24 protein-coding genes are annotated in these 26,984 nt (G+C 62.9%); 10 read left to right on the top strand and 14 right to left on the bottom strand.

Annotated elements, in window-relative coordinates:
- Positions 1-2: 2 nt before the first annotated feature.
- From LN047_RS19540 to LN047_RS19490, 11 genes are all read right to left on the bottom strand, one after another.
- Positions 3-2,480, bottom strand: a complete 2,478-nt coding sequence (locus tag LN047_RS19540) for a TonB-dependent siderophore receptor (protein ID WP_373979934.1) — start codon at positions 2,478-2,480, stop codon at positions 3-5.
- 122 nt (positions 2,481-2,602) lie between these two features.
- A complete protein-coding gene (locus LN047_RS19535; protein ID WP_373979933.1) occupies positions 2,603-3,583 on the bottom strand; it encodes a FecR domain-containing protein in 981 nt (326 codons plus the stop codon).
- Positions 3,580-4,086 carry a sigma-70 family RNA polymerase sigma factor gene (locus tag LN047_RS19530; RefSeq protein WP_142054083.1) on the bottom strand — a complete coding sequence of 169 codons (507 nt, stop codon included), beginning with the start codon at positions 4,084-4,086 and terminating at the stop codon, positions 3,580-3,582. The genes LN047_RS19535 and LN047_RS19530 overlap by 4 nt, the downstream gene beginning before the upstream one ends.
- Positions 4,087-4,180: 94 nt before the next feature.
- Complete coding sequence (locus LN047_RS19525) at positions 4,181-4,807, bottom strand: hypothetical protein (RefSeq protein WP_373979932.1); 627 nt, start codon at positions 4,805-4,807, stop codon at positions 4,181-4,183.
- 39 nt (positions 4,808-4,846) lie between these two features.
- Complete coding sequence (locus LN047_RS19520) at positions 4,847-6,265, bottom strand: S41 family peptidase (RefSeq protein ID WP_373979931.1); 1,419 nt, start codon at positions 6,263-6,265, stop codon at positions 4,847-4,849.
- Between the two features lie 271 nt (positions 6,266-6,536).
- Positions 6,537-7,157 (bottom strand): hypothetical protein, encoded by a 621-nt coding sequence (locus LN047_RS19515; protein WP_373979930.1) that lies wholly within the window; start codon positions 7,155-7,157, stop codon positions 6,537-6,539.
- A gap of 61 nt (positions 7,158-7,218) precedes the next feature.
- Positions 7,219-8,382, bottom strand: a complete 1,164-nt coding sequence (locus LN047_RS19510) for a hypothetical protein (RefSeq protein WP_373979929.1) — start codon at positions 8,380-8,382, stop codon at positions 7,219-7,221.
- A gap of 255 nt (positions 8,383-8,637) precedes the next feature.
- Positions 8,638-10,209, bottom strand: a complete 1,572-nt coding sequence (locus LN047_RS19505) for an IS66 family transposase (RefSeq protein WP_373979928.1) — start codon at positions 10,207-10,209, stop codon at positions 8,638-8,640.
- A gap of 62 nt (positions 10,210-10,271) precedes the next feature.
- A complete protein-coding gene (tnpB, locus tag LN047_RS19500; RefSeq protein ID WP_373979927.1) occupies positions 10,272-10,616 on the bottom strand; it encodes an IS66 family insertion sequence element accessory protein TnpB in 345 nt (114 codons plus the stop codon).
- Complete coding sequence (locus tag LN047_RS19495; protein ID WP_254608341.1) at positions 10,604-10,942, bottom strand: transposase; 339 nt, start codon at positions 10,940-10,942, stop codon at positions 10,604-10,606. Before LN047_RS19495 ends, tnpB begins: the two co-directional genes overlap by 13 nt.
- 69 nt (positions 10,943-11,011) lie before the next feature.
- Positions 11,012-11,266: a hypothetical protein gene (locus LN047_RS19490; RefSeq protein ID WP_373979926.1), complete on the bottom strand. Its 255-nt coding sequence runs from the start codon at positions 11,264-11,266 to the stop codon at positions 11,012-11,014.
- 266 nt (positions 11,267-11,532) lie between these two features.
- On the opposite strand from LN047_RS19490, the gene LN047_RS19485 reads away from it, so the two are divergent.
- Positions 11,533-11,658: a hypothetical protein gene (locus LN047_RS19485; protein ID WP_255357261.1), complete on the top strand. Its 126-nt coding sequence runs from the start codon at positions 11,533-11,535 to the stop codon at positions 11,656-11,658.
- Between the two features lie 779 nt (positions 11,659-12,437).
- On the opposite strand, the gene LN047_RS19480 is transcribed toward LN047_RS19485, so the two are convergent.
- A complete protein-coding gene (locus LN047_RS19480; protein WP_373979925.1) occupies positions 12,438-13,157 on the bottom strand; it encodes a hypothetical protein in 720 nt (239 codons plus the stop codon).
- 282 nt (positions 13,158-13,439) lie between these two features.
- Between LN047_RS19480 and LN047_RS19475 the strand changes: the two genes are divergently transcribed.
- Positions 13,440-14,150, top strand: a complete 711-nt coding sequence (locus LN047_RS19475) for a hypothetical protein (RefSeq protein ID WP_373979924.1) — start codon at positions 13,440-13,442, stop codon at positions 14,148-14,150.
- 631 nt (positions 14,151-14,781) lie between these two features.
- On the opposite strand, the gene LN047_RS19470 is transcribed toward LN047_RS19475, so the two are convergent.
- Entirely contained in the window at positions 14,782-15,930 is a 1,149-nt protein-coding gene (locus tag LN047_RS19470) for a 2-methylaconitate cis-trans isomerase PrpF family protein (protein ID WP_373979923.1), read from the bottom strand.
- A 518-nt stretch (positions 15,931-16,448) separates the two neighbouring features.
- On the opposite strand from LN047_RS19470, the gene LN047_RS19465 reads away from it, so the two are divergent.
- The 3 genes from LN047_RS19465 (at position 16,449) to LN047_RS19455 (ending at position 20,104) form a co-directional block, all read left to right on the top strand.
- On the top strand, positions 16,449-17,789 hold the full coding sequence (locus LN047_RS19465; protein ID WP_373979922.1) for an MmgE/PrpD family protein: 1,341 nt from the start codon (positions 16,449-16,451) through the stop codon (positions 17,787-17,789).
- A gap of 38 nt (positions 17,790-17,827) precedes the next feature.
- Positions 17,828-19,015 carry an acyl-CoA dehydrogenase family protein gene (locus tag LN047_RS19460; RefSeq protein ID WP_373979921.1) on the top strand — a complete coding sequence of 396 codons (1,188 nt, stop codon included), beginning with the start codon at positions 17,828-17,830 and terminating at the stop codon, positions 19,013-19,015.
- A gap of 78 nt (positions 19,016-19,093) precedes the next feature.
- A complete protein-coding gene (locus LN047_RS19455; protein WP_373979920.1) occupies positions 19,094-20,104 on the top strand; it encodes a Bug family tripartite tricarboxylate transporter substrate binding protein in 1,011 nt (336 codons plus the stop codon).
- Positions 20,105-20,165: 61 nt separating this feature from the next.
- Here LN047_RS19455 and LN047_RS19450 read toward each other — a convergent pair whose 3' ends face one another.
- A complete protein-coding gene (locus LN047_RS19450; RefSeq protein ID WP_373979919.1) occupies positions 20,166-21,185 on the bottom strand; it encodes a D-2-hydroxyacid dehydrogenase in 1,020 nt (339 codons plus the stop codon).
- A 287-nt stretch (positions 21,186-21,472) separates the two neighbouring features.
- On the opposite strand from LN047_RS19450, the gene LN047_RS19445 reads away from it, so the two are divergent.
- Genes LN047_RS19445 through LN047_RS19425 form a run of 5 tightly spaced genes read left to right on the top strand, consistent with a single transcriptional unit; the run spans position 21,473 to position 26,968 of the window.
- Positions 21,473-22,456, top strand: coding sequence for a Bug family tripartite tricarboxylate transporter substrate binding protein (locus LN047_RS19445; RefSeq protein ID WP_373979918.1), 984 nt, complete (start codon positions 21,473-21,475; stop codon positions 22,454-22,456).
- Positions 22,457-22,501: 45 nt separating this feature from the next.
- Positions 22,502-23,740, top strand: coding sequence for a CaiB/BaiF CoA transferase family protein (locus LN047_RS19440; RefSeq protein ID WP_373979917.1), 1,239 nt, complete (start codon positions 22,502-22,504; stop codon positions 23,738-23,740).
- On the top strand, positions 23,737-24,942 hold the full coding sequence (locus tag LN047_RS19435; RefSeq protein WP_373979916.1) for a CaiB/BaiF CoA transferase family protein: 1,206 nt from the start codon (positions 23,737-23,739) through the stop codon (positions 24,940-24,942). The genes LN047_RS19440 and LN047_RS19435 overlap by 4 nt, the downstream gene beginning before the upstream one ends.
- Positions 24,943-24,982: 40 nt before the next feature.
- Entirely contained in the window at positions 24,983-25,759 is a 777-nt protein-coding gene (locus LN047_RS19430) for an enoyl-CoA hydratase/isomerase family protein (RefSeq protein WP_373979915.1), read from the top strand.
- A 24-nt stretch (positions 25,760-25,783) separates the two neighbouring features.
- Positions 25,784-26,968: an acyl-CoA dehydrogenase family protein gene (locus tag LN047_RS19425; RefSeq protein WP_373979914.1), complete on the top strand. Its 1,185-nt coding sequence runs from the start codon at positions 25,784-25,786 to the stop codon at positions 26,966-26,968.
- Positions 26,969-26,984: the final 16 nt, after the last annotated feature.

Here is a 26,984-nt window from a genome sequence, read left to right as displayed (position 1 = left end):
TGTCAGAACGTGCCCCGCAGCGTCAGCATGGCATTGCGGGGATCGCCGTAATGCACGCCGTTGACCAGGTTGCCGACGGCGCTGTAGTACGTCTTGTCGAAGATGTTGTTGAGGTTGACCGTGGCAGCCCAATTGCGGTTGATCTGATACTTCGCGTAGGCGCTCCATACCGCGCGTCCGCTGGCGTGCACGGTGGTGGCGCCGATCTGGCGCGACTGCCCGCTCTGCACATTGACGCCGCCGCCCACCGTGAAGGCGTTCAAATCGCCAGGCAATTGATACGTGGTCCAGAGCCGGAAGATGTGCTTGGACGTGTACCACGCAAACGCCTGGCCTTCGCTGTCCTGGTCCTTCAGGTACTTGGTCGTGTTGAAGGTGTAGCCGGCAAAGAGGTTCCAGCCCGGCGTCAGCTCGCCGCTGATCTCCGCGTCAAAGCCCTGGCTGCGCACCTTGCCCGCATCGGTGTAGCAAAAATAGCCGGCAGCGCAGGTCGGGCTGGTGTTGAAATCGACCTGGGCGCGGTTGTTCTGGTTGATCCGAAAGAGCGCGAATGCGGTATTGACGCGGCCGTCCAGCAACTCGCCCTTCAAGCCCAGTTCGTAGCTTTCTCCCACGATTGGCTTTAGCGACTCTCCGGCGGCATTCACCTCGCTTTGCGGCTGGAAGATGTCGGTGTAGCTCACATACGTCGTCCATTGCGGCGACAGGTCCAGCATCAGGCCGGCATAAGGCGTGAAGTGGGTGTTGGCCTGCTTGGTCTGACCGTTGACGAGCTCGCCGGCGGTCGTCGTGTCGGTCGTCCAGACCCGGTTGGAACGGCTGAAGCGGCCGCCCAGCACCAGCTTCAGGGGATCGGCCAGTTGCAGGCGCGTGGTGCCGTAAAAGCCCAGTTCGCGGTTCGAGCCGATGCGCGCCTCGTCAGTGCCTGCGCGTATCTCGGCCGTGGTGGGCTCGGGCAGGTCCGGATTGAAATTGAACGCGTTGAAGGTCGCGTAGTTGACCAGGTAGGCGTAGGACGTGTCGATCTTGGTGTGTCCGTAGTTGGCGCCCACCACCACCTCGTGGGTGCGGCCGAACGCACGGAACTTCCCGGTCAGATTCGCGTCCACGCCCGAGGTGTCGATGTCGGCCACGGTCCTGGCCACGCTGACGGTCGCCATCTGCGTCACGGGATTCACCGCCCGGCTCGACGCGGTGTACTTCAGCTGCTGACTTTCCTTCACGTAGGCGCCGGTCATCTTGAAGCGCCAGTCGTCATTGAACGCATGCGTGAAGTCGGCATAGAAGCCCTGGTTCGAGGTCTCCTGGCGGTTCCAGTTTGCGCCGAAGCTGGTGGACCGCTTGAACCCGACCTCTTCACCGTTGCTATAGCGCGGCAGGCCCGACATCGAAGGGCGGCCTCGCAGGTCTTCATAGCTGTAGCCCAGATTCACCTGCGTGCGCGGCGAGAAGTCGTACTCGACCGTGGCGTAGACGGTGGTGTTCTTCAGGTTCACCCGGTCCACGAATGAGTGTTCGTTTTGGCGGTCGATCAGGGCGCGGCCACGCAGGCTGCCGTCTTCGTTCAGCAACGCGCTGCCGTCGAGCTGCATGCCGTAGCGGTCCCAGCTTCCGGCCTGGGTCTCGACCATGAAACGGTCTTCCTGCAACGGCCGTTTGCGCACCAGGTTCACCGCGCCGCCAGGCGAACCGGAACCTTGCAGCAGGCCGGCCGCGCCGCGCAGCACTTCGACGCGGTCATAAAACGCGGTGCCGCCCGAATAGTTGCTGGCTCGGCCATACATGCTGCGTTCCAGCGGCACGCCGTCATACTGGATCACGCTGTTGTTAAAGCCGCGGGAATAGATGTATTTGCCGCCCTGCGGGCTCTGTTGCAAGGTCACGCCAGTGGTGTTTTCCAGCGCGTCATACACCGAGGTCAGGTTTTGCTCGTCCAGGCGTTGGCGTGTCACCACGCTGACCGACTGCGGAATGTCGCGCAGCTGCTGCTCGCCCTTGCCGATGGTGACTGCCGACGTGGTGTAGGAGCCGGTGCCTTCGGTCATGAGGCGGTACTCCTGCCCCGTCACGGTGACTGGTTCGAGCATGGCAGCGCCGCCGCCGGGCAGGCGCCGCACGGCATAGCCGCCGCTGGACAGCCTGACCCCCTCGAATCCGGTACGGGACAGCAATGCGCTCAAGCCGCGCCCGGCGCTCCAGCGTCCTTGCAGACCCTCGGTTCGCAGCCCGCTCACCTGCGCGGCATCGAACGACACATTCACGCCGGCGGCGCGGGCAAACTGGTTCAGCGCCGGCTCCAGCGGCCCGGCGTCGATGGCGAAGGTGTATTCCGTTTCCTGCGCGGCGACACCGGCCTGAGCCTGGACAGCGGGGGCAATGAAGCCTAGGGCGGCGCCGCATAGCAGGCCGGAAAGAACGGTGGACAACACGGTCGGGACGGGCGTCAGGCGCGCCGTCCTGGAGGTACGAGCGAGGGTCATTGCGAAATCTTGATAGGCCAGGTTGAAAGATGTCTTTCCCTGTAAGCCGGTCGAAAACGCAAATCCCCTCACTTTTCATGAAAAAAAATCGTGGCAGCCGCAAAACCGGACGGGCAAGGGCTTCACGCGGGCCCGACGGCAACCCAGTAGCGGGTCCTGTAGCGCAGCCGGATCGGCAATGTCTGGGCCAGGAACGCAAGCGTCCGGTCGGTGTCGTTCACATGATAGGTGCCCGATACGCGCAGATCCGCGACCTCGGGCGCGCAACTGATGCGGCCATGGCGGTATCGCGACAATTCGGCCAGCAGATCCGACAGCCTCATGTCCGTGCCCTCGATCGCGCCGTCCAGCCAGGCATCGGCCACCATGGCAGGCTTGCTCGTCAGCCGTGCCCCCAGGCGGTCCAGTTGGGCGGTCTGGCCTGTTTCGGCAATCACCGGGGTGGCGCCGTCGGCGGGCCGCAGCGCAACCGCATGCTGCTGCACGCTGACCCGGGCGCAATCGTCATCCAGGCGCACCACGAATCGTGTGCCCAGCGCCTGGACCGCGCCGTACGGCGTCTGCACGAGGAACGGCCGCTTGATGGGTGACAGCGCATCGGCGCCGGTCCGGATCGAGATCTCGCCGCGATAGAGCACGAGCACGCGTTTGTCGCCTTCCATCCGGACACTCACCGCGCTGTCGGTGTTCAGCGCCAGGAAGGTGCCATCCTCCAGTGTCAGGCGGTCGCGCACGCCCACGCCGGTGCTCACGTCCGCCAGCATGCGCTGCCATGGGGTGTGCTCGCGCACGGCCCAGCCCGTGCCCGTCAGCCCGCCCAGCAGCAGCATGCCCTTGACCAGGGCACGGCGCTGATGCCGCCGCGCGTCGTGCGCCGTCCCCATGGCGATGAGCGTGTCCAGCGCCAGCCCCTGCGGCACGGCGGTGAAGTCGGCATTCAGCGCCTGCATGCGCACCCAGGCCCGCTCATGCAAGGGCGCCGCGCGGCGCCAGCGCTCGAAGGCGGCACAGGTGTCAGGATCCGGTGAGCCGAAGTTCAGCTTGACCGACCAGGCGATGGCCTCATCGACCACTGCGGCAGGAATCGCGGCAGCCTCGCTCACGCGTCACCAAACCGGTAGGCATAGCATTGGCGCAAGCCCGCCGCCACGTAGCGCTCGGCGGTGGCAAGGGACACGCCCAGACGTTCGGCGATCTGTGGGCAGCGCATGCCCTCCAGTTGCGCCCACAGAAACGCCTGGCGCACCTTCGGCTTGAGGGAATCCAGCATTTGATCGATCTTGATGAGCGCCTCAAGCACCAGCATCCGGTTCTCGGGCGACGGCGCCAGTTCTTCGGGCGTGCGCGCCAGCACCGCGAGCCAGGTCCGCTCGAGCTCGCGGCGGCGCCAGTGGTCCACCAGCAGCCCGCGCGCGATCGTACTGAGATAGGCGCGCGGCTCGCGCGTCTCGATCACCGCCGGCCGGCCCAGCAAGCGCAGGAAAACGTCGTGAGCCAGGTCGGCGGCGTCGGAGGAATTACCTAGTTGCTTGCGTATCCAGCCCCGCAGCCATCCGTGGTGGTCCGCATAGAGCGTCTCGACTTGGGCCTGCTTGGTAGGGGACATCGCATACGTTTGCAAATGATAATTATTCTTTATTGTAGAGAACTGCCGAGGCGCAGGCAAGGCGCGAAGGGCGGGTGAACCGCGCCCCGCGGCGCTATGGCTCCGAGCCCTGGGATTTCGCGTGCCGCGCCGCAATCCATGACAAGGTCCCGACGTCGGCCCCTCCAGACTCGATGACGGTGGTGCCGGCCATCATCAATCCGTAACCGTGTTCCTCCTCCCAGGCGCAGCGGAAGTCCAGGCCGATATAAGGCGCGCCAGCGACAGGGTGGAGCGTGATGCTGTTCAGACGGATCAGTTTCCGCAAGGCTTGGCCATCCCAGTGCTGCGGCAGGCGGAAGGCGTCATCGTCCAAAACGATGCCATCCTGCTCGGCGCGCAGGCGCGGCAGATCCGCCAGCATCGCCTTCATCACCGCCTGGTAGAACGCCTCGTCATGGTCCAGCAGCCAGCGCGCCGCCTCAATCATCGTTGACGCCGGCGCTTCGCCGGAGCCATCGTCATTTTCAAACAAAGCGATGACCTCCCCGGCTTGTGCGATCGCATCGTCGCGCGCGTAGCCCTTTGAAGCGGGAAGGGCATCGGCGCCGCGCAATCGCGACGTTGCGGGCAGTGGCAACGCGGTGATCCAGACGCACCACGCGCTTTTCGGCCCATAGAGCGTAGGCAGGCCCGTTACCGAAAGCGGCACATAGTCTGATGGAATCTGGCCGGTGTTCATTGAATTGCTCCTTGAGTCTTTGTCGAGGCGACGCCAGCCTCAATCTCCGGTCGTGGCTGCCGTCAGGGCCGTCAGCGCCGCCAGCAACGCCGTGTCAGCACCGTCAGGCGCAGACGCCACCGCCGCGCGCACCCGTTGCGCCAAAGCGCTGTTGAAATCGGCCGCAATGTCGGCGCGCAGTGTGACCCGCCGGCCGGTCTTGTCCAGAAGCATGTCTGGCGCCACCCCCACCGAGTCCAACCGCGCGCCATCGGCGCGGTGGACGCGGGCGGTGGTGATCACCAACGCGCCCTGGTCGCCCGGCAGGGACCGCACGGTCTGGATCGTGCCCGCGCCCAGGGTTGCCGTGCCGATCAGCAAGGCACGGCCGTGGTCCTGCAGCGCGGCCGCCACGATCTCCGCGCCGGCGCCCGTGCGGTGATCGACGAGCACCACTACCGGAACCCCCTGCGGCACGAGGGGGGCGCGGGCGCGCAAGGTGCGCGCATTGTCAGGCGTGCGACCGCGCAGGCTGCCGATCTCGGATCCTTCGGGCAACACCATGCCGGCGACTTGTTCGGCTGCGTCGAGCAGCCCGCCGGCGTTGCCGCGCAGGTCCAACACCAGTCCCGTCAGCGGCGCGTCGGCATGCGCGGACGCTGCGTCGAGCGCATCTTTCAACTGGCGGCCCGTTCGGCTGTCGAAAGCGGAGATCCGGATCACCGCAAGCGCGCCATCCAGGTCCCAACGCACCGTGGGAGGCGCCTGTACGGGTCCGCGCACAGGCTGCGCCGTGATCGCGCTGACCGAACCCGGCCGCCGCAGTGTGAGCGTGGCGCGGGTGCCTGCCGTACCGCGCAGCAATGCGACGGCCTCTGGCAAGGGCAGGCCCGCGGTGGCTCGGCCGTCCACGTGGGTCACGATGTCGCCGGCCTGGACGCCGGCGCGTTCGCCCGGGCTGCCGTGCAGGGGCCGCACGACGGTCAGGGCACCGTCCCGGATCGACAGCTCCAGGCCGACGGATGCCGGCGGGGCTGCCAGTTCAGCGCGCGATGCGACGCGGCTGTAGGGGTCCAGACCCGCCATCATGCCGCGCAGGGCCGCGTCCAGTGCCATCTCGCGCGGTGAGCCGTCGTCAAAACGCAGGATCTCGCCGGTCAGGATGCGGATCTGGGGTGTCATGCCTTCCGTCTGATGCCCGGTCAGGACGGCATGTTCGATCGCGGCCTTACGCGATGGATCTTCAGCGCCTGGCAGCGCCTTGAGCGCGCTCAGGCCGTTCACCACGAGTACGCGTGAATCGAGGGGATCGACGTACTGGTTTACAACCTGAGTCATGCCAGCCGCGAGCGTGGCTTCGATCTCCTGGCGCGTCATGGCGGCGGCAGACGCGTGCACGATGGTGCACGCCCACAGCAGGGCGCAAAGCGATTGTCGCAGCGAGCACCCGTGACCGGCGATTGATGCCAGCTTTTTCACGGGCGCCGGCTCCGCCCCGCGCGAAGGCGGCGATCGTAAGGGCGTGCAGAGGAGGGCGGTCCGGAACGCTTCAGCCCAAAAGGCAAAGGAAAGTTTCGTCATCCTGCGGAATGCGCCGCTTGCGCGTCGAATTTCTGAGTGCGCTGATGTTAGCAGCCATGAAAACACCGCCAATTTGCGGTGCGAGTGTCGGGTCCGGACTTCCTGCGCATGGAGATCGCGCAGGCAGAAAGTATGACAACCTCTGCTACGCGTCGTCGCAGGCCTGGCCTCAAAGACGGTCGAGTTGATCTCGCGGGTGGAACTCGGCGTCGTCTTTGCCGTCCAGCATCGCATCCACCATGCCCTCGAATGCGCCAGCGGCATTACCGAACGCATTGGAAGCCAGAAACTCGGATCTGCCTATTCCGTCCAGTCCAAGCGCAGCAACGGTTTCCCGTTCGCCTTCCTCGCCCCAGATGTAATCGTGAACCACCGCAAGGCCTCGACCATCCGCCTCGAAAAAATCGGCCGCGCCACGCGCTACCGTCAGAAAAACGATGAGGTCGTAGAGATTTTCGGAATAGGTCAGCGACCCTGCAACGAAGTGCGTTTCCGAAGAATCGTAGGCCGCAACCTTGATGTTGTCGGCCTCGGCGGATTGCAGGATGGCCCGCAGCGCCGCGCGATTGTCCGAATGGCGAGCCAGCATGGCGTCGCATTCCGAAATAAGCTTGCCCAAATCCTGATCGCTGGAGGCAGCCAAATCCTTGCCTTCCGACAGATGCCACTGCCCGCCGATGGTGCGCCAGTCTGACCATCTTGATGCCGCCGGCACAGGGGCAGCGAGCCATCTGGATAGATTCTCGCGGGACATCTGGAGTTTGAGAAAGGCGGAATAGGGTTCGGACATGGCAGCTATCGATCCTCAGGTGCTCAGCAACTTTGCTTTTATCAAAATGACGGTGCAAATTCTACGGTTGCGTCTCCAGCACGGCCTGCCGCAGGATGTCGTAGACCGACAGGCCCGGAAGCCGCGAGAAGAACGTGTTCCTATCGGCGGAAGCTGTCCACGCAGACCACAGCGTCAGCACGTAAAGCTGGCCATGCTTCCATGCGACGAGCGCCTCGATGTCGCCCGCGTCGCGGCCCTTCTTGTCTTCGACGGAAAACCGGAAGGTACGCGCGGCAAACCCCTGGTCCGCCAACGCATTGTCCTCTTCGCTCGACAGCAGCACGGGTGACCGCGCGTCGGATGTCTGCTTGACGAAGTAATCCTTCACGAGCGCGGCACCGGCTGTTTCGAGGTCGGGCTTCTCCTTCATGTTTTGAACAAAGAGCCAGACCAATCCGACATCCTTTCCGTTCTTACGCCTGACCATGTGCAGCTCGGCGGGAAGTGGTCCATGAAAATCGTTGATGGGAACGTCCCATCCTTTCGGGATGCGAATCCGGTGTTCCACGCTGCCGATACGAAGCGGGATCTCCTGCATTTCCCGTCCGAAGCTCGATTGCCGCCCATTGGCCCATGAAAGGCTGTCAATGAGCGCAGTGGCGTATCGATCGGCTTTATGCACCAGGTTGTTCGCGGCGTCCATGCTGGCGGCATGGCTCACGTCGACGATGAAGAAAACGCCCACGGCCTGTTTTTCGCGGACAAAGCAATAACTGATAGCGGCACTCTTTGGCTTCCCGTTGTCGGCTTTCTGGGCGAGAAGTCCCACTTCTGTCAGGTCGTCCGAACTTTTGGATATTCGCGGTACATACCCAAGTGCTTCCACTTCGAAAGTGCAGAGTCGCCATGCCGTGGCGGGCGCCGGCAGGTTGTAGCCCAAAATGCTGGTCTCGATCTCCGGATTATTTCTATCCGACGTGATTTTTCCAATCACCTTCACGTTGCCGATGGTGTCCGGCGGATTGGGCTCCATGGGCGCGGTCTGCACGTTCGCATCTCGTGGAACGGTGCTTTCGAAATTTAAGGCAGGTGCTGAAAAATCGAATTGCCGGGTTACCCGTGGTCCAACATCAGGCGATGTGTCATTGCCTAGAGCGAAGGCCGATCCCATGGTAGCCAGTGCCAAAATTGGCACCGTGAAGAACATGTTGGCAAGGGGAAAGTTCATCTTCTTGCTGCTCACTCGCGTTTCTCGAGGCGTCGCTAATTGACCGCATACCTTGGCACAACCGATACACAGGAGTGCTCAGTTGAAAGCGTCCTTGTTTGCCCGAAAGTAACCCCAAAGGTCCTCCATATCCACCATCTCGAAGACGAACCATCCCGCAGTAAATAGCTGCTGTTGTCTCTTGGATGCGCTGGCGATCATTCCCGTATCGTCGGTGGCTTTGGCAGCAGCGAGGTAAGCGCCTGCCGAACACACCCTTGACGGTTCTGCTTATGCAGCAGGTAGCCACCGATGCGGCAGCAGCTCAGCGATCTGGCTGTTTTTCTGCGTGGGCAGGCGCGTGAGCACGTCCTTCATATAGGCATACGGGTCGTGCCCATTGAGCCGTGCCGACTGGATCAGGCTCATGATGGCGGCTGCGCGCTGGCCCCCGCGCAGCGAGCCCGCGAACAGCCAGTTCGAACGCCCGATCGCCCAGGGGCGGATCTGGTTCTCCACCCAATTGTTGTCGATCGGCGCATCGCCGTCGTCAAGGTAGCGTGTCAGCGCCTCCCAGCGCTTGAGGCTGTAGTCGATGGCGCGCGCGGTGCCGGAGCCTTCCGGCACGCGCTGGCGTTGCGCGATCAGCCACCGACGCAACGTTTCTGTGATCGGCTTGGCCCGCTCCAGCCGTATCAGGAGGCGCTCTTCGGCAGGCAACTCGGCTACGTCCCGCTCTACGCCGTATAGCGCGCCGAACAACTCCAACGCCTCTGCGGCGATCTGGCTCTGGTTGTTGACGTGCAAGTCATGGAACTTGCGCCGGGCGTGCGCCATGCAGCCCAGTTCCGTGATGCCAGCCGCGAACCCGGCCTTGTAGCCCGCATAATCGTCGGTCACCAGCTTGCCGCGCCAGTCTTCCAGGAACGTGCGGCAGTGCTCGCCAGCCCGGCTGGGCGCGAAGTCGTAGAGCACTGCACGCAGGCTGTCGTAAGCGGTCGGTGTGTATGCCCACAAGTAGGCCCGATGTGTCTTGCCCGCGCCCGGCTTGAGCATCTGCACCGGCGTTTCGTCGGCATGCAGCACAGATTTGCCCAGCACTTCGGCCTTGAGCGCATCGACCAGCGGCTGCAACCGCAGCCCGCACACGCCGACCCACTCGCCCAGCGTCGAGCGCGGCAGCGCCAGGCCGGCGCGTGCAAAGATGCCTTCCTGGCGGTATAGCGGCAGGTGGTCGGCGAACTTGGCCACCAGCACCTGCGCCAGAAGGCCCGCTGTCGGGATGCCCTTGTCGATGACCTGCGCGGGGACCGGCGCCTGCGTGAGCGTCTCGCAGTGCTCGCACACCCACTTGCCGCGGATGTGACGTTCGACCGTAAAGACGCCCGGCAGATAGTCCAGCTTCTCACTGACGTCCTCGCCGATGCGCTTCAAGCCGCAGCCGCAGCGGCACGTCGTGGACGCCGGTTCGTGGTGGATGTCGGTGCGCGGCAACTCGGCCGGCAGCCGCATGCGACGCGGCGCTTGCGACGGCGCAGGCTTAGTGGCGATCGCTTCGCGCAGCGCGTTCACTTCCTCTTCGATGGCCGCCATGTCGGCATCCATCGTCTCTTCCAGAAGGCTTGCCTGCGCCGGGTTCAATTGCTCGCTGCGCTTGCCGTAGCGCCAGCGCTTGTACAGCGCCAGCTCCTGCATGAGCTGGTCGATGTGCGTCTGTTTGAAGTGCAGTACGCGATCCCGCTCGGCAACCACCGCATCGTGCGTCGCTATCTGGGCGTCACGCGCGGCCACCTCGCCCATCAGGCGTTCGGCCAACGCGCGCAGTTGCTGCGCGTCGAGGTGGTCCAGGGATGCGGTACTCATGGCCGCCAGTATGCCGCAGGGCTCCCCGCGGCGGTATTGGCGTCTTGCCGGATTGTCCGGCGCTACAACACCGAGATCGCACCTGCCGCGCCCACATGCTGCCAGGGCAGGCCCAGCACCAGGGCCTGCCACTGCTCACTGTCGACCGCGATGTGGGGGCCACGCAGCGCATCGGCCCACACGAACTTGCCGCGGTTCAGCCGGCGCGCGGCCAGCCACACGCCGATCCCGTCATGCACCAGCACCTTCATGCGGTTGGCGCGCCGGTTTGCGAAGCAATAGGCGTGGTGCGGGCGGGCTGAACCGAACACGGCTACCACCCGGGACAACGCCGTCTCGGTACCGGCGCGCATGTCCAGCGGCTCGGTGGCCAGCCAGATCGCATCGACACGGATCACCGCAGCCACTCGCGTAACCAGGCCACGCACGCGCCGGCCTCACTCACTGGCCATTGCACCGTCGCTTGCGCGGGACCGCGCGACAACCGGATCTCGATGTGACGGCCTGCCGAGGGCAGCGCTGGCAATGCGACCGGCACGAACGCCGGCGCTACAGGTGGCTGCCGTTCAGCCTGACGAATCCACTTATGTACCAGGTTCGCGTTCACGCCGTGCGACAGCGCCACGCCGGCAATGGAGGTACCTGGCTGACTGCACTGGGCCACGATCTGCGCCTTCAGCGCCTTCGGATAAGACCGGCGCTTAGGCACCGGTGCTAATTCTGTCTTCGACATGGTGTCCACCTAAAAGTGGTGGACACTATCGGGGACAACTTCGGCGTTCAATATGGGTTTGCCGGGCGCTTACGCAGCGAGTTCATTGCCAGCTTCGGCTGATAAGGTTTGCAGCGTGCCTTGAAGCGCCAAAATGGCGCCTCTAAATAGGTCTCGATAGGAAGGATTGCCTACATATCTGTTCAGGCAGTCTTGCAATCGCTCGACACAGTCCGGATAGTCCTTGAGCAGATCGCATAAGGATTGAGGGACCGAGGGAGGAGGGAGAGAGGGCAAGGAATACTCCATTTCAAGTGTTCCGTAGATGTCCGATGCTTCGATCATTGTGTCTCAGTCAATGTCGCAAATTTCGCTGCGTGACGGTCCTACACGCTGTGTATGAATGGCAGCACTTCAGCTACGTCCAAAGCCGCAATGCTGCGCACTCCTTCAATCCGACATCGAAGTACGTCGAAGATGGCGCCTTGCCCGCGCCCTTCGCATCGAACGGGAAAATATATATAGAAGAGTTGTGCGCCCGGTCTAAGACGGGGGCTCTTCCAACGCGCTTTAAAACCACAGCCTTCTCACAACACCAACAAGAGAACAAGTTGGAAGAAGCGCCTTTGGGCCGTGGCGTGAACTTCGAGATCAAGGTGAAGTCGATCGACACCTTGCACAAGCGTTTACTGGACGCCGGTTGGCCGCTCTACCGGGAACCCCAGGAGCGCTGGTAGCGATCCGAGCAAATCGAGATCGGGGTGCGACAGTTTTTAGCGCAGGACCCCGATGGCTATCTGTTGCGCTTTTCCGCCTGGATTGGAAACCGCCTCCTTTGACGCTTCAATGTCCGTCGCGGACTCATACCGTCCGTTCGGACAAACAGCACCAACAGAACAGGGGCGCGCATAACCAGCCCCCTCATCACGCTCTGAGCAACCCCAGAACGCTTCCAGCTACAAGGTCGGCTGCGGAATCGGCGTGTCTTTCGGAACCGTGCCCGAAATCCGCTTAGGGCAATTTGAAATGCCCCACTTGGTCACCATGCCCTTTTCGATCATGAATTTCTCTGAACATATGTGATATGCCGAGATAGGGCCCCAGATGTCCTCGTACGAAATAATTTTCGCCCCGCTTTCAAGCGTGTAGCTCTTCTTGGGAGGTCCCCACTTGGAAATCAGCTGTTCTTCCGTGCTGCCGACTCAGACTGCATTGACATCGTTGTAGGTCTTGTTCCGAGTGCCCGTCAGCATGTTCATCTGTCCAGTAGTACATCCCGCGAGCAGTGAAGGCAGGACGACAAGCAGTACCAATTTTCTCATTTTGACCGCTACCCCAAAGGCTTCATTGTTGAGAGATGGGTGTTTTGGCGCGGCATGTCATTGAAATGACTTATTGCGCGCCTCCGACATGCCCGATGCAACCCGGCCGCGAAGCAGCCCCAGCTTGTTTTATTTTGGGCGTCACTGTATCAGAAACCTTGGCGCCAGGCGCTTCGGTTGCATCAGGCCGGCACTCACCGGCATTGAACGTCGCTGGCGATTTTCCTGGACGTCAATGTGATGACGAAAAACTCGCCGCGTCTGTTGGCCGGGACGGCGTCGAGCTGATTGCGGCCGTAGTCGGTATGTTGCCGCTGCTCGAAGTTGGGGTAATACCCTTTCCAGAAGTAGCGCGCCTGTGTGTCGCTAGCGAGCACCTTTTGCGCTGGCAGGCCTGCGACGAAGCGTGTATCAGCGCTGTCTGTTCGCGCGCGCACGGCGACGCGGGCTTCGGTCAACTGCCAATGGCATACCCCTCGCCCGTAATAGTCTTCGTCGAGCAGCAGGTCGGCATATACCGTGCCTATGTATTCGGTGGCCGATATGCGGGAAAGGCGGAATGGTTCATGGCTGGAAAGCGTTGGCACGTTGCCCGCCAGGGCATTGGATCGGCCGCAGCGGGCCGCGTTGCTGGCGTCGAACTGCGCGGTGCCCTCGACCACCGTAAACGGCGATTTGTCGTCGGCCGCGCTTGAAAGCTCGGATGCGTTGGGAAGGGTCAGCCGTATCTCGTAGGCGTGTGCCGGGGCGGGGTTCAGCTTGCGCAGCGCCGGCGCGCGCGTATTTGATGCGGCGTCAGACTTGGCCGGGGTATCGGCGAGACTTGCGCCGCTGGTTGCTGCGGCCAGCAGCGCCAGCAACGGCAATGCCCCGAGCAAGGCCGACGCAGAGAAAAATCGAACGCGTTGCGACAAGATGGATGTTTCCTATATGTGCGAATAAAGGGTTATTCCACTACCGGCGAATATTCGTGTGTCATCGCCCCGCCAAACGCGGATTATGGCATCGTCGAAATAGCGGCCTGGCGCGGCTTGCGCTTGCCGGGCCTCCTTCTAGGTTTTTCGCCGGCAATAATCCTGCCTGCGCCGCGATTTGCAGGCCGCAATACTGCGCTTGCGTCCGTCGATGGCTGCGCGCCGATTCACCCACTCCAATTGCGTTAATCTCTGTCGCTGGCAAATCCTGGATGGCACGATATGTGGCGCACGTTCTGCAAAATCTCGCTGGTGGCGGGTTGGATGCTTTGGCTGGCCGCCATGGCGTGGTTCGCGGTTGGCATGTTCCGGTATGTACCATCCGCCGACGCGACGCTGGCCCCGATCACGCTTACGTCCGGTCAGACAGCACACGCCGAGGTTTATCGAATCCGCGAAGCGCCCCTGTGGATGGAGGCGCGTTTCGGCGGCCCGATGGGCATGGAGCGGCCCGAATTGGGGGAATACACGACACGCGTGGGCGCGCCGGACGCGAAGCGGGGCTTCATCAACCCCGGAGAGCCGGTGCGGATTCGGGTGCGCGACGGCAAGGGACTGGACGTCGTGGTGGCCGCGGCCCCGCGCAGCGGCAATAGCGCCACGCATTTCTACCGCAAGTTCTGGCCTGAAAGCCATGTCGATGGCGCGCTGCTGGAGACCGAGGGGCCTTTTCCGAAGCTGGCGAAGGGGACTTCGCAGCTCACCTTCACGGTGGAGGAAGTCGGGCCGGCGCTTCAGGGCGAACAGATTGAACTGGAAATCAGCGCGCCCATCGGGCTCAAGCGTTCGGCGCCCGGCTGGGAGGATGTCTCCACCTTTATCTTCTGGCCCTTCATGGGCGCGATCCTTGGCGCTTGGGCGCTGGTGTGGGCGGGGCTCAGCTGGTGGTATCGCCGCCGGGTTCGGCGGACTGCTCAGAAGGCATTGGCCTGAGTTCGCAAGCGGGGAAGCCTGTGCGATTGCAATGCAAGTGCGCATACTGCGTTGATTCAGCACCGGTCTTGCAACCTAGAGCACTAGATGTACGCTGAGCTGCATCGGAACAGGCTACAGCAACGCCCGCCGAGCGACAGTAGGGTCGCCTAGAATGACCAGGGTCTGCCTGGCCATCGCCAGGTTTGGTGTAGCGGCGCCGCCGTTCGGGAATCAAGGACGAACATTTCCGCATCCATGCCGGACCGGCGTGCCCGAAAAAATATGGCAGACCGCTTCTGGCCGGCAAGCGGTCGGTCGTGATATGTGGCCAAAGGAAAATCGCTAAGGCTTGGAAGTTGTCGACATCAACACTTCGGGGTAGGAAACTTCCTGTTTTGCACGCTGCCACTCGGCTTTCAAGATGGCTTTTCTGTATATTCTTGCGGTTCGCGAATCAGGCTGCTCGTTTTGACTAGCAGCTCGTTCGCTTCAGCCGTGTGCGCGCACCTTGGGTATCCGCGCCGAAGTCAACAAGCGCGCAGCTGAGCAGATGATCCGATCCAGCGTTTGGTTCGCGAAGCATCATCCAGGACTCGACGCTCCGGCGCGCACTTGCGCGGCACTGGCGTCGCTGTGACAGGACTGAGTCTTACATGTCCGCGCCACGCAGATATGCCTTGCCCTCAGCCAGGCGACGAGCGGTGCGCAGTATTCCGGCGCGTTCGACATGCCAGTCTCCGTCAAGCCTTTTGACGCTTGCGTCGACGTGGATGAGGCCCGAAGGATGACCGAATGCGAGCGGGCGGGCGACATGGCCGCCGCACAACTGCGCGGGTATCGTGCCCTGCAGATTGCAGGCAATTCCAGTCGTGGCGGTAACGGTGCCCGCCAGGGTCTTGCTTGCCGAGCCGGATGCGTACTGGCGGCAGAGCAGGTCGTGAGAATCGCCGCTGATGCGTTTGCCGTCAGTACACGTCAAATATTCTTGAGGGCGCTGGAGCAATACGAGCATGGGAGTCGAAGGGGCGCTTCGGGCGTTCCAGTAATCCGCCAGACCAAGCCGGTACGCGACTGCCTTGCGGACCAAATCCATTTTCCCCTTGAGGTCGGTGTCGCCATCGATCCGCTGAGGATCCTCCGTGCCTGTCAATCCGAAAGCGCCTGCGTGAACGTAGATAACCAGGTTTGCGCCATCAACCACCGACACCTCGATGCTGCCAACGCCAGCAACGTCCAGCCGGGTTTGGGGTTCTCCAAAGGGTAGCAGCCTGCCTGTGATGGCGCCGACCGCCCGTGAAAAGTCCAGTTCAATCGGGGCGCCAGTGCCAGGCACACCGCCGATTTCGAGGTCCCCCTTGGTTTGTACTTTTCCGCCGGACGTAGGCACGCGCACGTGAACCAGGCGATCGGTGTTCAGATTGTGCACGCGCACCAACGTGCGACCTTCTTCGGGGGCGACAAGACCTTGCTCTATTGCGTAGACGCCAACCGCGGCGGTCAGATTCCCGCAATTCAAATTGAAGTCGACCTCGGGCGCGACCGTTCCCACTTGGCCAAACAGGTACGTGACGTCGCTATCGGGTCGTTTCGCCTTGCCGATGATCGCGGCCTTGCTCGTCAGTTTGTCGGCCCCGCCCAGTCCGTCGATCTGACGCCGGTCGGGACTGCCGAACAGATCGAGCAGCAAACGGGTCAACGCCTGGCGGTCCAAGGGGACGTCTTGCTCGCGAAGGAATACTCCCTTGCTCGTCCCGCCTCGCATCAACACGAAGTCGATGGTGTTGTTCGATAGGGGCATGGTGAACCTCAGTCTGTTGAGCTGCTTTTACGTTTGATCCGGCGCGCTGTGCGGACCCGAGCGAGGCAAGTCCGTATCGGCCTTGAGGAGGCTTCGCTGCGACCGGAGCCCTGGTCGCTGAACGTTCCGGCCAAACCGACATGCGCCACGTCACGGGTGAAGCTTCGCTCGCCTTTTTTGTGGAACTGGCGAAGGCTGTACTTTAAGCGCCAGAGAGCTGCTTGAATACCGATTTGCAGCGCTCTTCCATCCACATAGTGAGACATCAAGGCGCTCAGCGCGCGCCGAGACGCGTTCCAGACTGCAAGTCCTGCGCCGTGCCTTGGTGCTGCTGCGGCTCGGTGCCCCAATTGTGTTTCCACGACACCTTCCATTGCCTCGGGGCAAAACTATTTCACTATATGGACGCCGGAGCGACGCGAGTTTGGTGATCTCCCGCTAGCATTTGGGTGGCGCGTAATCCTAATCAAAACACAGTCGTCCAAATTATGGACCACTGAAAAAACAAAGGAATTCGTATGACGCCGTCTGAACAGATCGGGACATTTTCCGCTGCATTTAACGTCGCCTCCTTGACTCCCGCGCTGCGCCATCAATGCGCGCGCTCCCTGTTGGATACCTATGCGGTGGGCGTGGCCGGCAAGCGCGAGCTGGCATCGTTGCGCGCCATGGCCTATCTGGCGACGCTGGGCGCCGGGGGCGACGCATCGCTGTGGGGCTGCCCCGGACGCGCGACTGCGGAGGCCGCGGCGTTCTACAACGGCGTCGCCGCGCACGTGCTGGACTACGACGATGTGACTTCGCCGTTGCGCGGCCATCCCAGTGTGGTGCTGTGGCCCGCGCTGATTGCGCTGGGCGAGGCGGAATCCATCGTTATGGGGCGAATGCAGTCCGCCTATGTGGTGGGCTTCGAGGTGATGTGCAAGCTGGCAAAGGCAGCTGCCGTCCAAGCCTACGCCAAGGGTTGGCATGTCACGGCCAGCATCGGGATCATCGGCGCGACGGCGGCAGTGGCGCATCTCTTGCGGCTGGATGCGCAGCAGACGGCGCATGCGATAGGCATCGCTGTCGCGCAGGCGGCCGGTACGCGCGCGAATTTCGGCTCCGATGCGAAATCCTTTCAGGCGGGCCACGCCAATGCGGCGGCGCTTCGCGCAGCACGGTTGGCGCAGGCGGGATTCACCTCATCGCGCGACGCCATGGATGCCCAGCAAGGGTACGCCGCGCTGTACGGGCAGGGGCAGGACCTTTCTGCCGCGCTGGAGACGTTGGGCCAGGCGCCGCTCGAACTGAGCGCGAGCGGACTGGAGGTCAAGAAATATCCCCTGTGTTATGCGACCCACAGAACCCTGGACGGCCTGCTGGACCTGCGCAAGGAGCACGGCATCACGCTGGCGGACGTCGAACGCGTGGAAATCGAAACCAGCCCTGGCGCGCTGGTTCCGCTCATTCATCACCGGCCCACGACCGGCCTGCAGGGCAAGTTCAGCCTGGAGTACGCGGTCGCCGCGGCGCTGCTGGATGGCCAGATCGGCCTGGCGACCTTCAAGGACGAAAACGTACAACGTGCCGCGATTCAGAACTTCCTGCCGTTTGTGCAGGGGCGCAGCGCAACGGGCGAATCGATCATGCCGCGCTGGGCGTTCGTGAGCGTCTACCTGCGCGATGGCAAGCGCCTCGAGCGCAGGATCGATGCGCTGCGCGGCTCCGCGAGCCTGCCTTTGACGGACGAAGAACTCATGCTCAAAGCCGCGGACTGCTGCGGGTGGGCAGGATTGCAAGGAGATGCCGGCGCGCTGTTGGCGGTGGCGTCGGATCCAAAAGCACGGGCCGGGGACTTGCTCGCCATCGTGCGCTGACAACAAAAAATCAAACCAGGAAGGAGCAAGGAGCAGACATGAATTTCACGTTGCCTGAAACCACCAGGATGATCCAGGACACGGTGCGGAACTTTACGCAGCGCGAACTGATTCCGCACGAACCCCTGATCATCCGGCGCGAGGCCGAGCGCGGTATGGGAGACGATGCGCTGATTCCGCCCGAGCTGGAGAAGGTGCTGCAGCAGAAGGCGCGCGAGGTGGGGCTGTGGGGCATCGACGTGCCCGAGGAATTCGGCGGCCAGGAATTCGGCATGCTGGCGAAGTGCGTGGTGATCGAGCAGCTGAAGAACTCGATCGTGCCGTTCGTGCCGCCGCCTGACAGCCCGAATCTCCATTTGCTGAAGGCCTTGTGCAAGGGACCGCAGATCGACAAGTACCTGTTGCCCTACGCCAGCGGCGCCAAGAAGAGTTGCATCGCGCTGTCGGAAGAGGGCGCGGGTTCCGACGCGGCCAACATCAAGATGCGGGCCGAGCGCAAGAACGGAAAATGGGTGCTGAACGGTGCCAAGATGTGGATCAGCCGCGCCCGCGAAGCCGACTTCATGATCGTCGTGGCCGTGACGGATCCCAAGCTGAAGTCCCGGGGCGGCATGACGGCCTTCCTGGTTGACCAAGGGACGCCCGGCGTCACCATTCCGACTTCGTATCCCATGATTGGCGAGTTCCACCCTTACCAGGTGTTCTTCGACGAGGTCGAGCTGGACGACAGCCAGGTGCTGGGCGACGTGGGCAATGTATTCGTGCCGCTCACCAACCGGCTGGGCATACGCCGCCTGGACATTGCTTCGCGCTGCGTGGGATTGGCCAGCCGATGCCTGGAAATGATGATCGAGCAGGCCAACACGCGTCAGACCTTCGGTTCTCCCCTGGCGGATAAGCAGGCGATTCAGTGGTGGATCGCCGACAGCTATCAGGAAATCGAGATGGTGCGCCTGACGATTCATCGCCTGGCGTGGAAGATCGACCAGGGCGTGGCGGATTTTCGGCGTGACGGTTCCATGGTCAAGGTGCAGGCCACCGAGCTGATCCAGCGCGTCGTTGACCGGGCCATCCAGCTTTTTGGCGGAATGGGTCTGTCGAAGGAACTGCCGCTGGAATACATCGCCCGCATGTGCCGGGTGCTGCGCATCGTCGAAGGGCCGAGCGAGGTTCATCGCTGGGTGATTGCGCGCGACCTGCTGCGCAACGGCCTGCCACAACAATAAATCGGCTGGCTACCCCTGGGTTTTGAGTGGCCCCGCATCGGACGCATGCGGCGGCCATGCTTTGGAGGAGACAAAAAAATGCAGAAGAACAAGCGGTCCTGGCAGTGGAAGGCGGTCGGGCAGCTGACCGGCATCGTCGCGGTGGCGCTCGGCTGCGGTTACGCGGCGTCGGCGGCGGCGCAGTCGTTTCCCGGCCGTCCCATCAGCCTGGTGGTGCCCTATGAGCCGGGCGCGACCACGGACCTGATCGCGCGCGCCGTGGGCGAGCGCATGGGACGCGAGCTGGGAGTGTCGGTCGTGGTGGAAAACAAGACGGGCGGCAACGGCATCATCGCCGCGCTGCACATCTCGCGCTCCAAGGGCGACGGCTACTCGATTATGCTCGCATCGGATTCCACGGCGGTGCTCAATCCCCTGCTGTACAAGAAGCTTTCCTATAACCCCGACAAAGACTTGACACCTATCGGGCTGCTGAGCGACCTACCCCTGGTGATGCTGGTCAATGCATCGCTGCCCGTGCAGACCCTGAAGGAGTTCGTCACGTACGCGAAGTCGCATCCCGGCCAGTTGAACTTCTCTTCCACGGGTACGGGCGGTACTTTCCATCTCTCGGGCGAACTGTTCAGCCAGATGGCCGGCATACAGATGACCCACGTCCCCTACAAGGGGGGCGCGCCGGCCATGCAGGCCCTGGTGGCAAAGGAAGTGCAGGCGCTGTTCGGGGTGGTCGGCTCCGCGCTCCCGCAGATCAGGGCGGGCAATGTCCGGGCCCTGGCCGTGGCCTCGAAGGAAAGGCTGCCACTGCTGCCGGACGTCCCGACTTTCGCGGAGCTGGGGTATCCGAACTTCGTCGTGACGGTGCGCTACGGCCTTATGGCGCCGGCAGCGACGCCGCCCGAGCGGATCTCCTTGTTGGCGTCGGCCATGAACAAGGCCCTGAGCGCCGCGCCTTTGCGCCAGACCTTCGGCGATCTGGGATTCGTGCTGCCCGACAAGAGCAGTCCGGAGAACTATGCGGCCCTGATCCAATCGGACCGCAAGATGTGGTCCGAGGTCATCAAGGCCAAGAACATCTCTCTGGATAACTGATCGGCCGAGCTTCTGCGCCCGGAATTTTCGGCTTCCTGGCATTGAAGCCGGGAGGCCGTTTTCATGCCGCGACGTTGCGCAGTGCCTGCTTGCTCAGCCAGCGCTGCAGGTTGTCTAGAAAGCAGGCGAAGGCCCGTTCGTCGAAGTCGGCAATGCGGGCTGCGGAATGCGGCGTGACGATGACGTTGTCCAGTTCCCAGAAGCCGCACTCGGGCGCTAGAGGTTCGCGCTCGAATACATCCAGACAGGCCCCGGCGATCCGCTTGTCGCGCAGGGCCTGGAGCAGGGCCTGTTCATCGACGATGCCGCCTCGTCCGACATTGATCAGATGCGCCGTCGGAGGCAGGGCGGCTAGCCTGTCTGCGTTGACGAGGTTGAGGGTTTCGTCGGTCAGCGGGCAGCAGATGACCAGCCAGTCGGCCTTGCCGATAACGCTGTCGAGCGCGGACTGCGGCAGGGTTTCATCGAAACCAGGGACCGCCTTGCCGCTGCGGTTGATGCCGATGGTGCGCAGTTCGAGGGCTTGCAGATATCTGCCCAACGCGGCGCCGATGTGCCCCGTGCCGATGAGCACGGCGGTCTGGCGGTCGAGCGCAAGCGGGCAGCGTTCATCGGGCACGGCGCGCCATGCGTGCGCCAGCTGGTTGGCGTAGTGCCACGGGAGCTGCTTGTTCAGCGCCAGGATGCCGGCCAGGGCGCTCGTGGCGACGGCATGGCCACTGGCATCCGGGCTGGTGGTAACCGAGACGCCGCGGGCCTGGAATTCCTTGTACTTCGGCCTGTCCGAGCCGGCGGAAAAAATATGCAGCCATTGCAGCCCGGTGCAGGCATCGAGCATGCGGAAAAACAGACGCGTTGCGTCGTTGGAGGGCGGGCGTCCCGGCAGGGTATGGATGTCGCGGCTGAAAAAGGCGGCATCAATGCCGGCCAGCGCCTGTTCCGTGAGTTCGGACGTGGCCGCGATCAGCGTGACCTCAACGCCAAGTTCGCCAGCGAGTCCGACGATGGCCTCGCCACCCGTCTCTTTGATATGCGGCGAAACGAGCACATGGAGGTTGCGGGCGGCGGCGGGCTTGGTCATGTCTCTTTCCGTGGAGAAGGTGCTTATCGTGAGTCCGACGATTCTGCGCGAGGGGGAGCCTGCCGTCCACCGCCTGGTGCCTAAATTAGTCTACCTTGTGAGATTGTTTACGAGGCCTATCCTTTGTGGGTCGCTGATAAGCTAAAAAGTAGTTCATATAGTGGGCTATATAGCGTTGCCTGAAGCTGCGTGTCTCCCTAATATCTGGACGCTTCGCCGCTCGTGTAGGGCGCGCAATTGCGAAACGCATTCGATTTGTGAATTCAACAAGAAAACAGGAGACAACGATGTTTTCCATGAAGCAGCGGATCCAGGTTCTGTTCGGCGCGGTTGGCCTGGCGCTCGTCGCCCAGGCGGGGGCGGCCGATATCGACGCCTACCCGACGGACCCCGTCAAACTGATCGTGCCGTACGTCGCGGGCGCCAGCACGGACGCCCTGGCCCGCATGGTGGGGCAGGATCTCGGCGCGGAGTTCAAGAAGCCGGTGATCGTCGAGAACCGTCCCGGCGCGGGCGGAACGATCGCCGCGGACTTCATCCGCCGCCAGGCGCCGGATGGCTACACCTTCGGCTTTACGACCGACGGAATCCTGGCCGTGAACCCCGCCGTGTACAAGAAGCTGAACTATGACTCAATGAAGGACTTCACGCCGCTGTCGATCGCGGTGAACGCGCCCATCGTGCTGGTGGTGCGCACGGATTCCCAATTCAAGTCGGCCCAGGAACTCATCGCCTACGCCAAGGCGAATCCGGAAGGACTGAGCTACGGCTCCGCCGGCTTGGGCAGCTCGCAGCACATGGCTGGCGAACTGTTCAAGAGCATGGCGGACGTGAAAGTTCTCCACGTTCCGTATCGCGGCGGGGAACCTGCAATGACGGATCTGCTGGGCGGACAGACCAGCATGATGTTTGTGCAATCCGCCTCGGCCAAGGAACTGGTTGCCGCCGGCAAGATCCGCATCCTGGCTATCGGCAGCCCCAAGCGCAACAAGCAGTTTCCGGACATCCCGACGCTCGACGAAATCGGCCTGAAGGGCTATGACTCCGACACTTGGTACGGCTTCAACATGCCGGCCAATGTCGATCCGAAGATCGTGGAAAAGCTCAGTGCAGCCATCATTCGTTCGCTGAGAAAGCGCCAGGAACAGCTTGAAGGCCTGGGCTACGAGGTGGTTGCAAGCACGCCGATAGAGCAACGCAAAAACATCGAGCAGAACCTGCAGAAGTGGGCGGACGTTGCCAAGAAGGCTGGCGTCTACCACGTGCAATAACGCTGCCTGCGCCAGGAAACGATCTCAGCAACGCAGGACACTTACATGACATCGACGCCAAATGCCGCCGCGCTGGCGGGCATCACCGTACTTGACGTCGCGGGTCCCCTGGGGAACTACTGCGGCAAGTTGTTTAGTGACCTTGGGGCCAGGGTCATCCTGGTCGAGCCGCCCGAAGGGGCGCCGACCAGGTACGTAGCGCCCCGGGTTTCCGGCAGGGATGACCTGGATTCCAGCCTGACCTTCCAGTATCAGAACACCAACAAGGAAAGCATCGCGCTCGACCTGAACAGTGCGGCTGGCCAGGAAGTGTTTCGCAAGCTGGCCAGCCAGGCAACCCTGGTCATCGAGAGCGAACAGCCTGGCGTCATGGCGCGACGCGGCCTGGGTTTTGCCCAGCTGAACAAGATCAACCCTTCACTCACGCTGACCAGCATCACGGCGTTCGGTCAGTCCGGACCGTTCTCCCATTGGCTGGCGACCGATCTCACGGCCATGGGCATGGGCGGCATGATGTATCTGGCCGGCTATCCTGACACGGCGCCAATGGTGGCCTGTGGAGAACAGGCGGTAGGCGCGGCCAACGTGTTCGCGGGCGTGGCCTCCATGGCGGCCGTGTACGACGCGGAAGCGTGCAATGCCGGCCAGCACGTGGATGTATCCATGCAGGAATGCGTGGTGCTGGGGATGGAGAACGCCGTCCAGTTCTATGACCTGGAAGGCTCCATCCGCAAGCGCAATGCCGGTACGCAGCGTCTGGCAGGGACCGGGGTGTTCGAATGCCGGGACGGCTATATCTACTTGATGGCGGGCGGCGTGGGCAGCAATAAGTTCTGGGCCGTGACGACCGACTGGCTGATCTCCGAGGGCGTGGCTGGCGCCGAGGAGTTTCGCGAACCGCGCTGGCTGGATCAGACCTTCCTCGTGACCGATGGGGCCAAGCAGCTGTTTGGCCGCATATTCACGCCGTACGCGCGCTCGCTGACCAAGGCCGAGCTGCACGCCAAGGGGCGCGAACGCCGCATTCCTCTGGCGCCCATCTGCGATACCCGCGATATCAGCCAGAGCCCGCAGCGCGAGCATCGCGGCTATTTCGTGGAAGTGGACGACGCGCACGGCACCCGTCTGCGCATGCCGGGCGCGCCATACAAATTGTCCGAAACGCCGTGGTCGCTGCGCAAACGTGCGCCGCAACTCGGTGAGCACACCCTGGATGTGCTGGCTTGGGCCGGCTACAGCCAGGATCAGCAGGAAGCGCTGCGGCGGCAGGGGGCTGTGCGATGAGATCTTTATTGGCAGGTGTACGCGTTATTGATTTTTCGTGGATAGGCGCGGGGTCCTATACGACAAAGATCCTGGCTGACCTGGGCGCAGACGTGATCAAGATCGAGTCCTCCGAGCGGCTGGATACGCTGCGGGTGACGAAGCCGTTCAAGGACAGCGTGCCCGGGGTCAACCGGAGCGGCTATTTCGCGGACCGCAATTCGAGCAAGCGCAGCATTACGCTGAACGTCAAGGATCCGCGCGGCCTGGACATGGCCAAGCGCCTGATCGCGGATGCCGATCTCGTCACGAACAACTTCACTCCCGGAGTGATGGACAAGCTGGGCCTGGGCTACGACGTGGCCCGGTCTCTGTCCGACCGCATCGTCTATGCATCGATGTCCATGCAGGGCGCCGACGGACCGGAAAAGAAAGACCTGGGCTACGGACTCACCATCGCCGCGCTGACCGGCCTGCAGCACATGACCGGGCTGCCGGACCGCGAGCCCGCAGGCACCGGCACCAACTATCCCGACCACATCCCGAATCCGGGCCACACGGCCTTCGCGATCCTTGCGGCGTTGCGCCATCAGCGCCGCACCGGGCGCGGCCAGTTCATCGACCTGGCGCAGATGGAGCCCACCCTGGCGTTCATCGGGCCGTCCCTGATGAACTACATGGTCAACGGCGTCATTGAATCGCGCCAGGGCAACGCCCGGCCGGGCCATGCGCCCAGCGGTGTTTATCGCTGCGCCGGCGACGACCGCTGGATCGCCATCGAGGTCTGCGATGACGCGCAATGGGAAAGCTTGGCGTCGGTGCTGGGCCTTTCCGTGCAGGCCGGGTGGTCTGGCATGGCTGGCCGGCTGCAGGATCGCGAGGCGATCGATGCCGAGATCTCCAGGCGCACGGCGACGCAGGACATGGGCGAGCTGATGCAGGCGCTGCAGGACGCCGGCGTGCCGGCGGGCGCAGTCTATGACGCGCGCGACGTGGTGAACGATCCGCAACTGGAAGATCGCCGCCATTGGGTGATTCTCAACCATCTGGAAGTCGGCCCCAGCACCTACAACGCGCCGCCTTACCGTTTTTCAAATGCGCATTCCGAGCCGTCCTTGCCTGCGCCGCTGCTTGGCCAGCATACGGCCGAGATCTGCCGGGATCTGCTGGGCATGAACGACGCCGAGATCGCGGAACTGAGCGCCGAAGGCGTTCTGTCCTGAGCACCGCGCCGAACGAAACCATATCGAAAAGGATAAAACCATGGCATTGGAAATTGTGGTCCAGGACCATGTCGCCACGCTGACCTTGAACCGCCCCGAGGCGATGAACAGCATCGACCCCGAGATGCGCGAGCAGCTGCACGCCGCATGGAAGCGCATCAAGGAAGACGATGACATCCGCGTCGTGATCCTGACCGGCGCCGGAGAAAAAGCGTTCTGCACGGGTTCCGACCTGAAGAAGACCATGCCGCCGAAGGAGAGCTTCGCTGAACTGACGTTCGGCCGAGCCTATTCCGACCACCTGCTGACGGGTCTGGATACAGACAAGCCCCTGATCTGCGCCGTCAACGGCTATGCGATGGGCGGCGGCATGGAGCTGGCGCTGGCTTGCGACATCCGCGTGGCGTCGGACAACGCAGTGTTCGCGTTGTCCGAGGTGCGCATCGGCAGCATCCCGGGCGCAGGCGGAACGCAACGCCTGCCACGCGCGATCGGTTCGTCCAATGCCATGCTGATGCTGCTCACAGGCGATCGAGTGGACGCCGCCGAAGCCCTGCGCATTGGCCTGGTCAGCAAGGTTGTCAGCCGCGAGGAATTGCTGCCGGCCGCGCAGGCGATTGCGCGCCGCATCGCGCAGAACGCGCCGCTGTCGGTGCGATCCATCAAGCGTCTGGTCGTCAGTGGCGCGGACATGCCCTTGCCCGCCGCGCTGGACAATGAGCGCTATGTATTTGGCCTGCTGCGCGACACGGAAGATCGCATCGAAGGGCGCCGCGCCTTTCAGGAAAAGCGTTCGCCTGTCTATCAGGGCCGCTGAAGCAAAGAACATCAGGAGAAGAATATGGATTTTGAATTGCCGGAATCGTCGCGTATGGTGCGCGATACCGTGGCTCGCTTCGTTCAGGAAGAACTGGTTCCCCACGAGCCCTTGATCATCCGCCGCGAGGCCGAGCGCGGCTTCACCGACGCTCCCATCATTCCGCCCGAGCTGGAAGCCACCCTGCAGGAGAAGGCGCGCAATATCGGCCTCTGGGGCATCGATGTGCCGGAGGAATTCGGCGGCCAGGACTTGGGCATGCTGACCAAATGCCTGGTGATCGAGCAGCTCAAGAACAGCATTGTGCCGTTCGTGCTGCCGCCGGAAAGCCCTAATCTATTCATGCTCAAGGAACTGTGCAAGGGCGAACAGGTGGACCGTTATCTGTTGCCCTATTCTCGCGGCGAGAAGAAGAGCTGCCTGGCCTTGTCCGAACCGGGCGCGGGCTCCGACGCCGCGGCCATCAAGACCCGGGCCGAACGAAAGAACGGCAAGTGGGTTCTGAACGGCACCAAGCTGTGGATCAGCGGCGCGCGCCGCGCCGATTTCATGATCGTGATGGCGGTGACGGACGCGACGGCCGAAAAGCGCTCCAAGTTCACGGCCTTCCTGGTCGACAAGGGCACGCCGGGCGTGACCATCCCGACCTCGTTCCCCATGATCGGGGAATACCATCCCTATGAGGTGGTGTTCGACAACGTCGAACTGGACGACAGCCAGGTGCTGGGCGAAGTCGGCGCTGGTTTCGCGCCTTTGTCCAAGCGCCTGGGCGTGCGCCGGCTTGAGATCGCCTCGCGTTGCCTGGGCCTGGCCACGCGCTGCCTGCACATGATGATCGAGCAGGCCAACACGCGCCAGACCTTTGGCGCCCCGCTGTCCGACCGCCAGGCCGTGCAATGGTGGATCTCCGACAGCTACCAGGAGATCGAGATGGTCCGTCTGATGGTCTACCAAATGGCCTGGAAGATGGACGCCGGCAAGGATTCGCGCCTGGACGGTTCGATGGTGAAGGTGCAGGGCACCGAGATGATTACCCGGGTGGTGGACCGCGCCATGCAGCTGTTTGGTGGCATGGGCGTTTCGAAGGAACTGCCGCTCGAGTACATCTCGCGCATGTGCCGCGTCATGCGCATCGTGGAAGGTCCGAGCGAAGTGCATCGCTGGGTCGTGGCGCGCGAACTGTTGCGCGGCGGCATTCCCGCCGTCTGACCAACAAGGGGGAGCG

The organism is Achromobacter sp. JD417 (assembly GCF_041879325.1).
Taxonomy (GTDB): Bacteria; Pseudomonadota; Gammaproteobacteria; order Burkholderiales; family Burkholderiaceae_B; genus Achromobacter; species Achromobacter mucicolens.
The sequence above is the reverse complement of the archived record's forward strand: the minus strand, read 5'-3'. Positions and strand labels throughout refer to the sequence as shown.

Bases quoted from the DNA above. Each gene is read 5' to 3' on its own strand.
- LN047_RS19460 (WP_373979921.1), top strand. From the start codon at position 17,828: ATGAATTTCACGTTGCCTGAAACCACCAGGATGATCCAGGACACGGTG.
- LN047_RS19445 (WP_373979918.1), top strand. From the start codon at position 21,473: ATGTTTTCCATGAAGCAGCGGATCCAGGTTCTGTTCGGCGCGGTTGGC.
- LN047_RS19465 (WP_373979922.1), top strand. From the start codon at position 16,449: ATGACGCCGTCTGAACAGATCGGGACATTTTCCGCTGCATTTAACGTC.
- LN047_RS19495 (WP_254608341.1), bottom strand. From the start codon at position 10,942: ATGTCGAAGACAGAATTAGCACCGGTGCCTAAGCGCCGGTCTTATCCG.
- LN047_RS19515 (WP_373979930.1), bottom strand. From the start codon at position 7,157: ATGTCCGAACCCTATTCCGCCTTTCTCAAACTCCAGATGTCCCGCGAG.
- LN047_RS19525 (WP_373979932.1), bottom strand. From the start codon at position 4,807: ATGAACACCGGCCAGATTCCATCAGACTATGTGCCGCTTTCGGTAACG.
- LN047_RS19440 (WP_373979917.1), top strand. From the start codon at position 22,502: ATGACATCGACGCCAAATGCCGCCGCGCTGGCGGGCATCACCGTACTT.
- LN047_RS19490 (WP_373979926.1), bottom strand. From the start codon at position 11,266: ATGATCGAAGCATCGGACATCTACGGAACACTTGAAATGGAGTATTCC.
- LN047_RS19540 (WP_373979934.1), bottom strand. From the start codon at position 2,480: ATGACCCTCGCTCGTACCTCCAGGACGGCGCGCCTGACGCCCGTCCCG.
- LN047_RS19470 (WP_373979923.1), bottom strand. From the start codon at position 15,930: ATGCCCCTATCGAACAACACCATCGACTTCGTGTTGATGCGAGGCGGG.
- LN047_RS19455 (WP_373979920.1), top strand. From the start codon at position 19,094: ATGCAGAAGAACAAGCGGTCCTGGCAGTGGAAGGCGGTCGGGCAGCTG.
- LN047_RS19475 (WP_373979924.1), top strand. From the start codon at position 13,440: ATGTGGCGCACGTTCTGCAAAATCTCGCTGGTGGCGGGTTGGATGCTT.
- LN047_RS19450 (WP_373979919.1), bottom strand. From the start codon at position 21,185: ATGACCAAGCCCGCCGCCGCCCGCAACCTCCATGTGCTCGTTTCGCCG.
- LN047_RS19505 (WP_373979928.1), bottom strand. From the start codon at position 10,209: ATGAGTACCGCATCCCTGGACCACCTCGACGCGCAGCAACTGCGCGCG.
- LN047_RS19425 (WP_373979914.1), top strand. From the start codon at position 25,784: ATGGATTTTGAATTGCCGGAATCGTCGCGTATGGTGCGCGATACCGTG.
- LN047_RS19530 (WP_142054083.1), bottom strand. From the start codon at position 4,086: ATGTCCCCTACCAAGCAGGCCCAAGTCGAGACGCTCTATGCGGACCAC.
- LN047_RS19430 (WP_373979915.1), top strand. From the start codon at position 24,983: ATGGCATTGGAAATTGTGGTCCAGGACCATGTCGCCACGCTGACCTTG.
- LN047_RS19435 (WP_373979916.1), top strand. From the start codon at position 23,737: ATGAGATCTTTATTGGCAGGTGTACGCGTTATTGATTTTTCGTGGATA.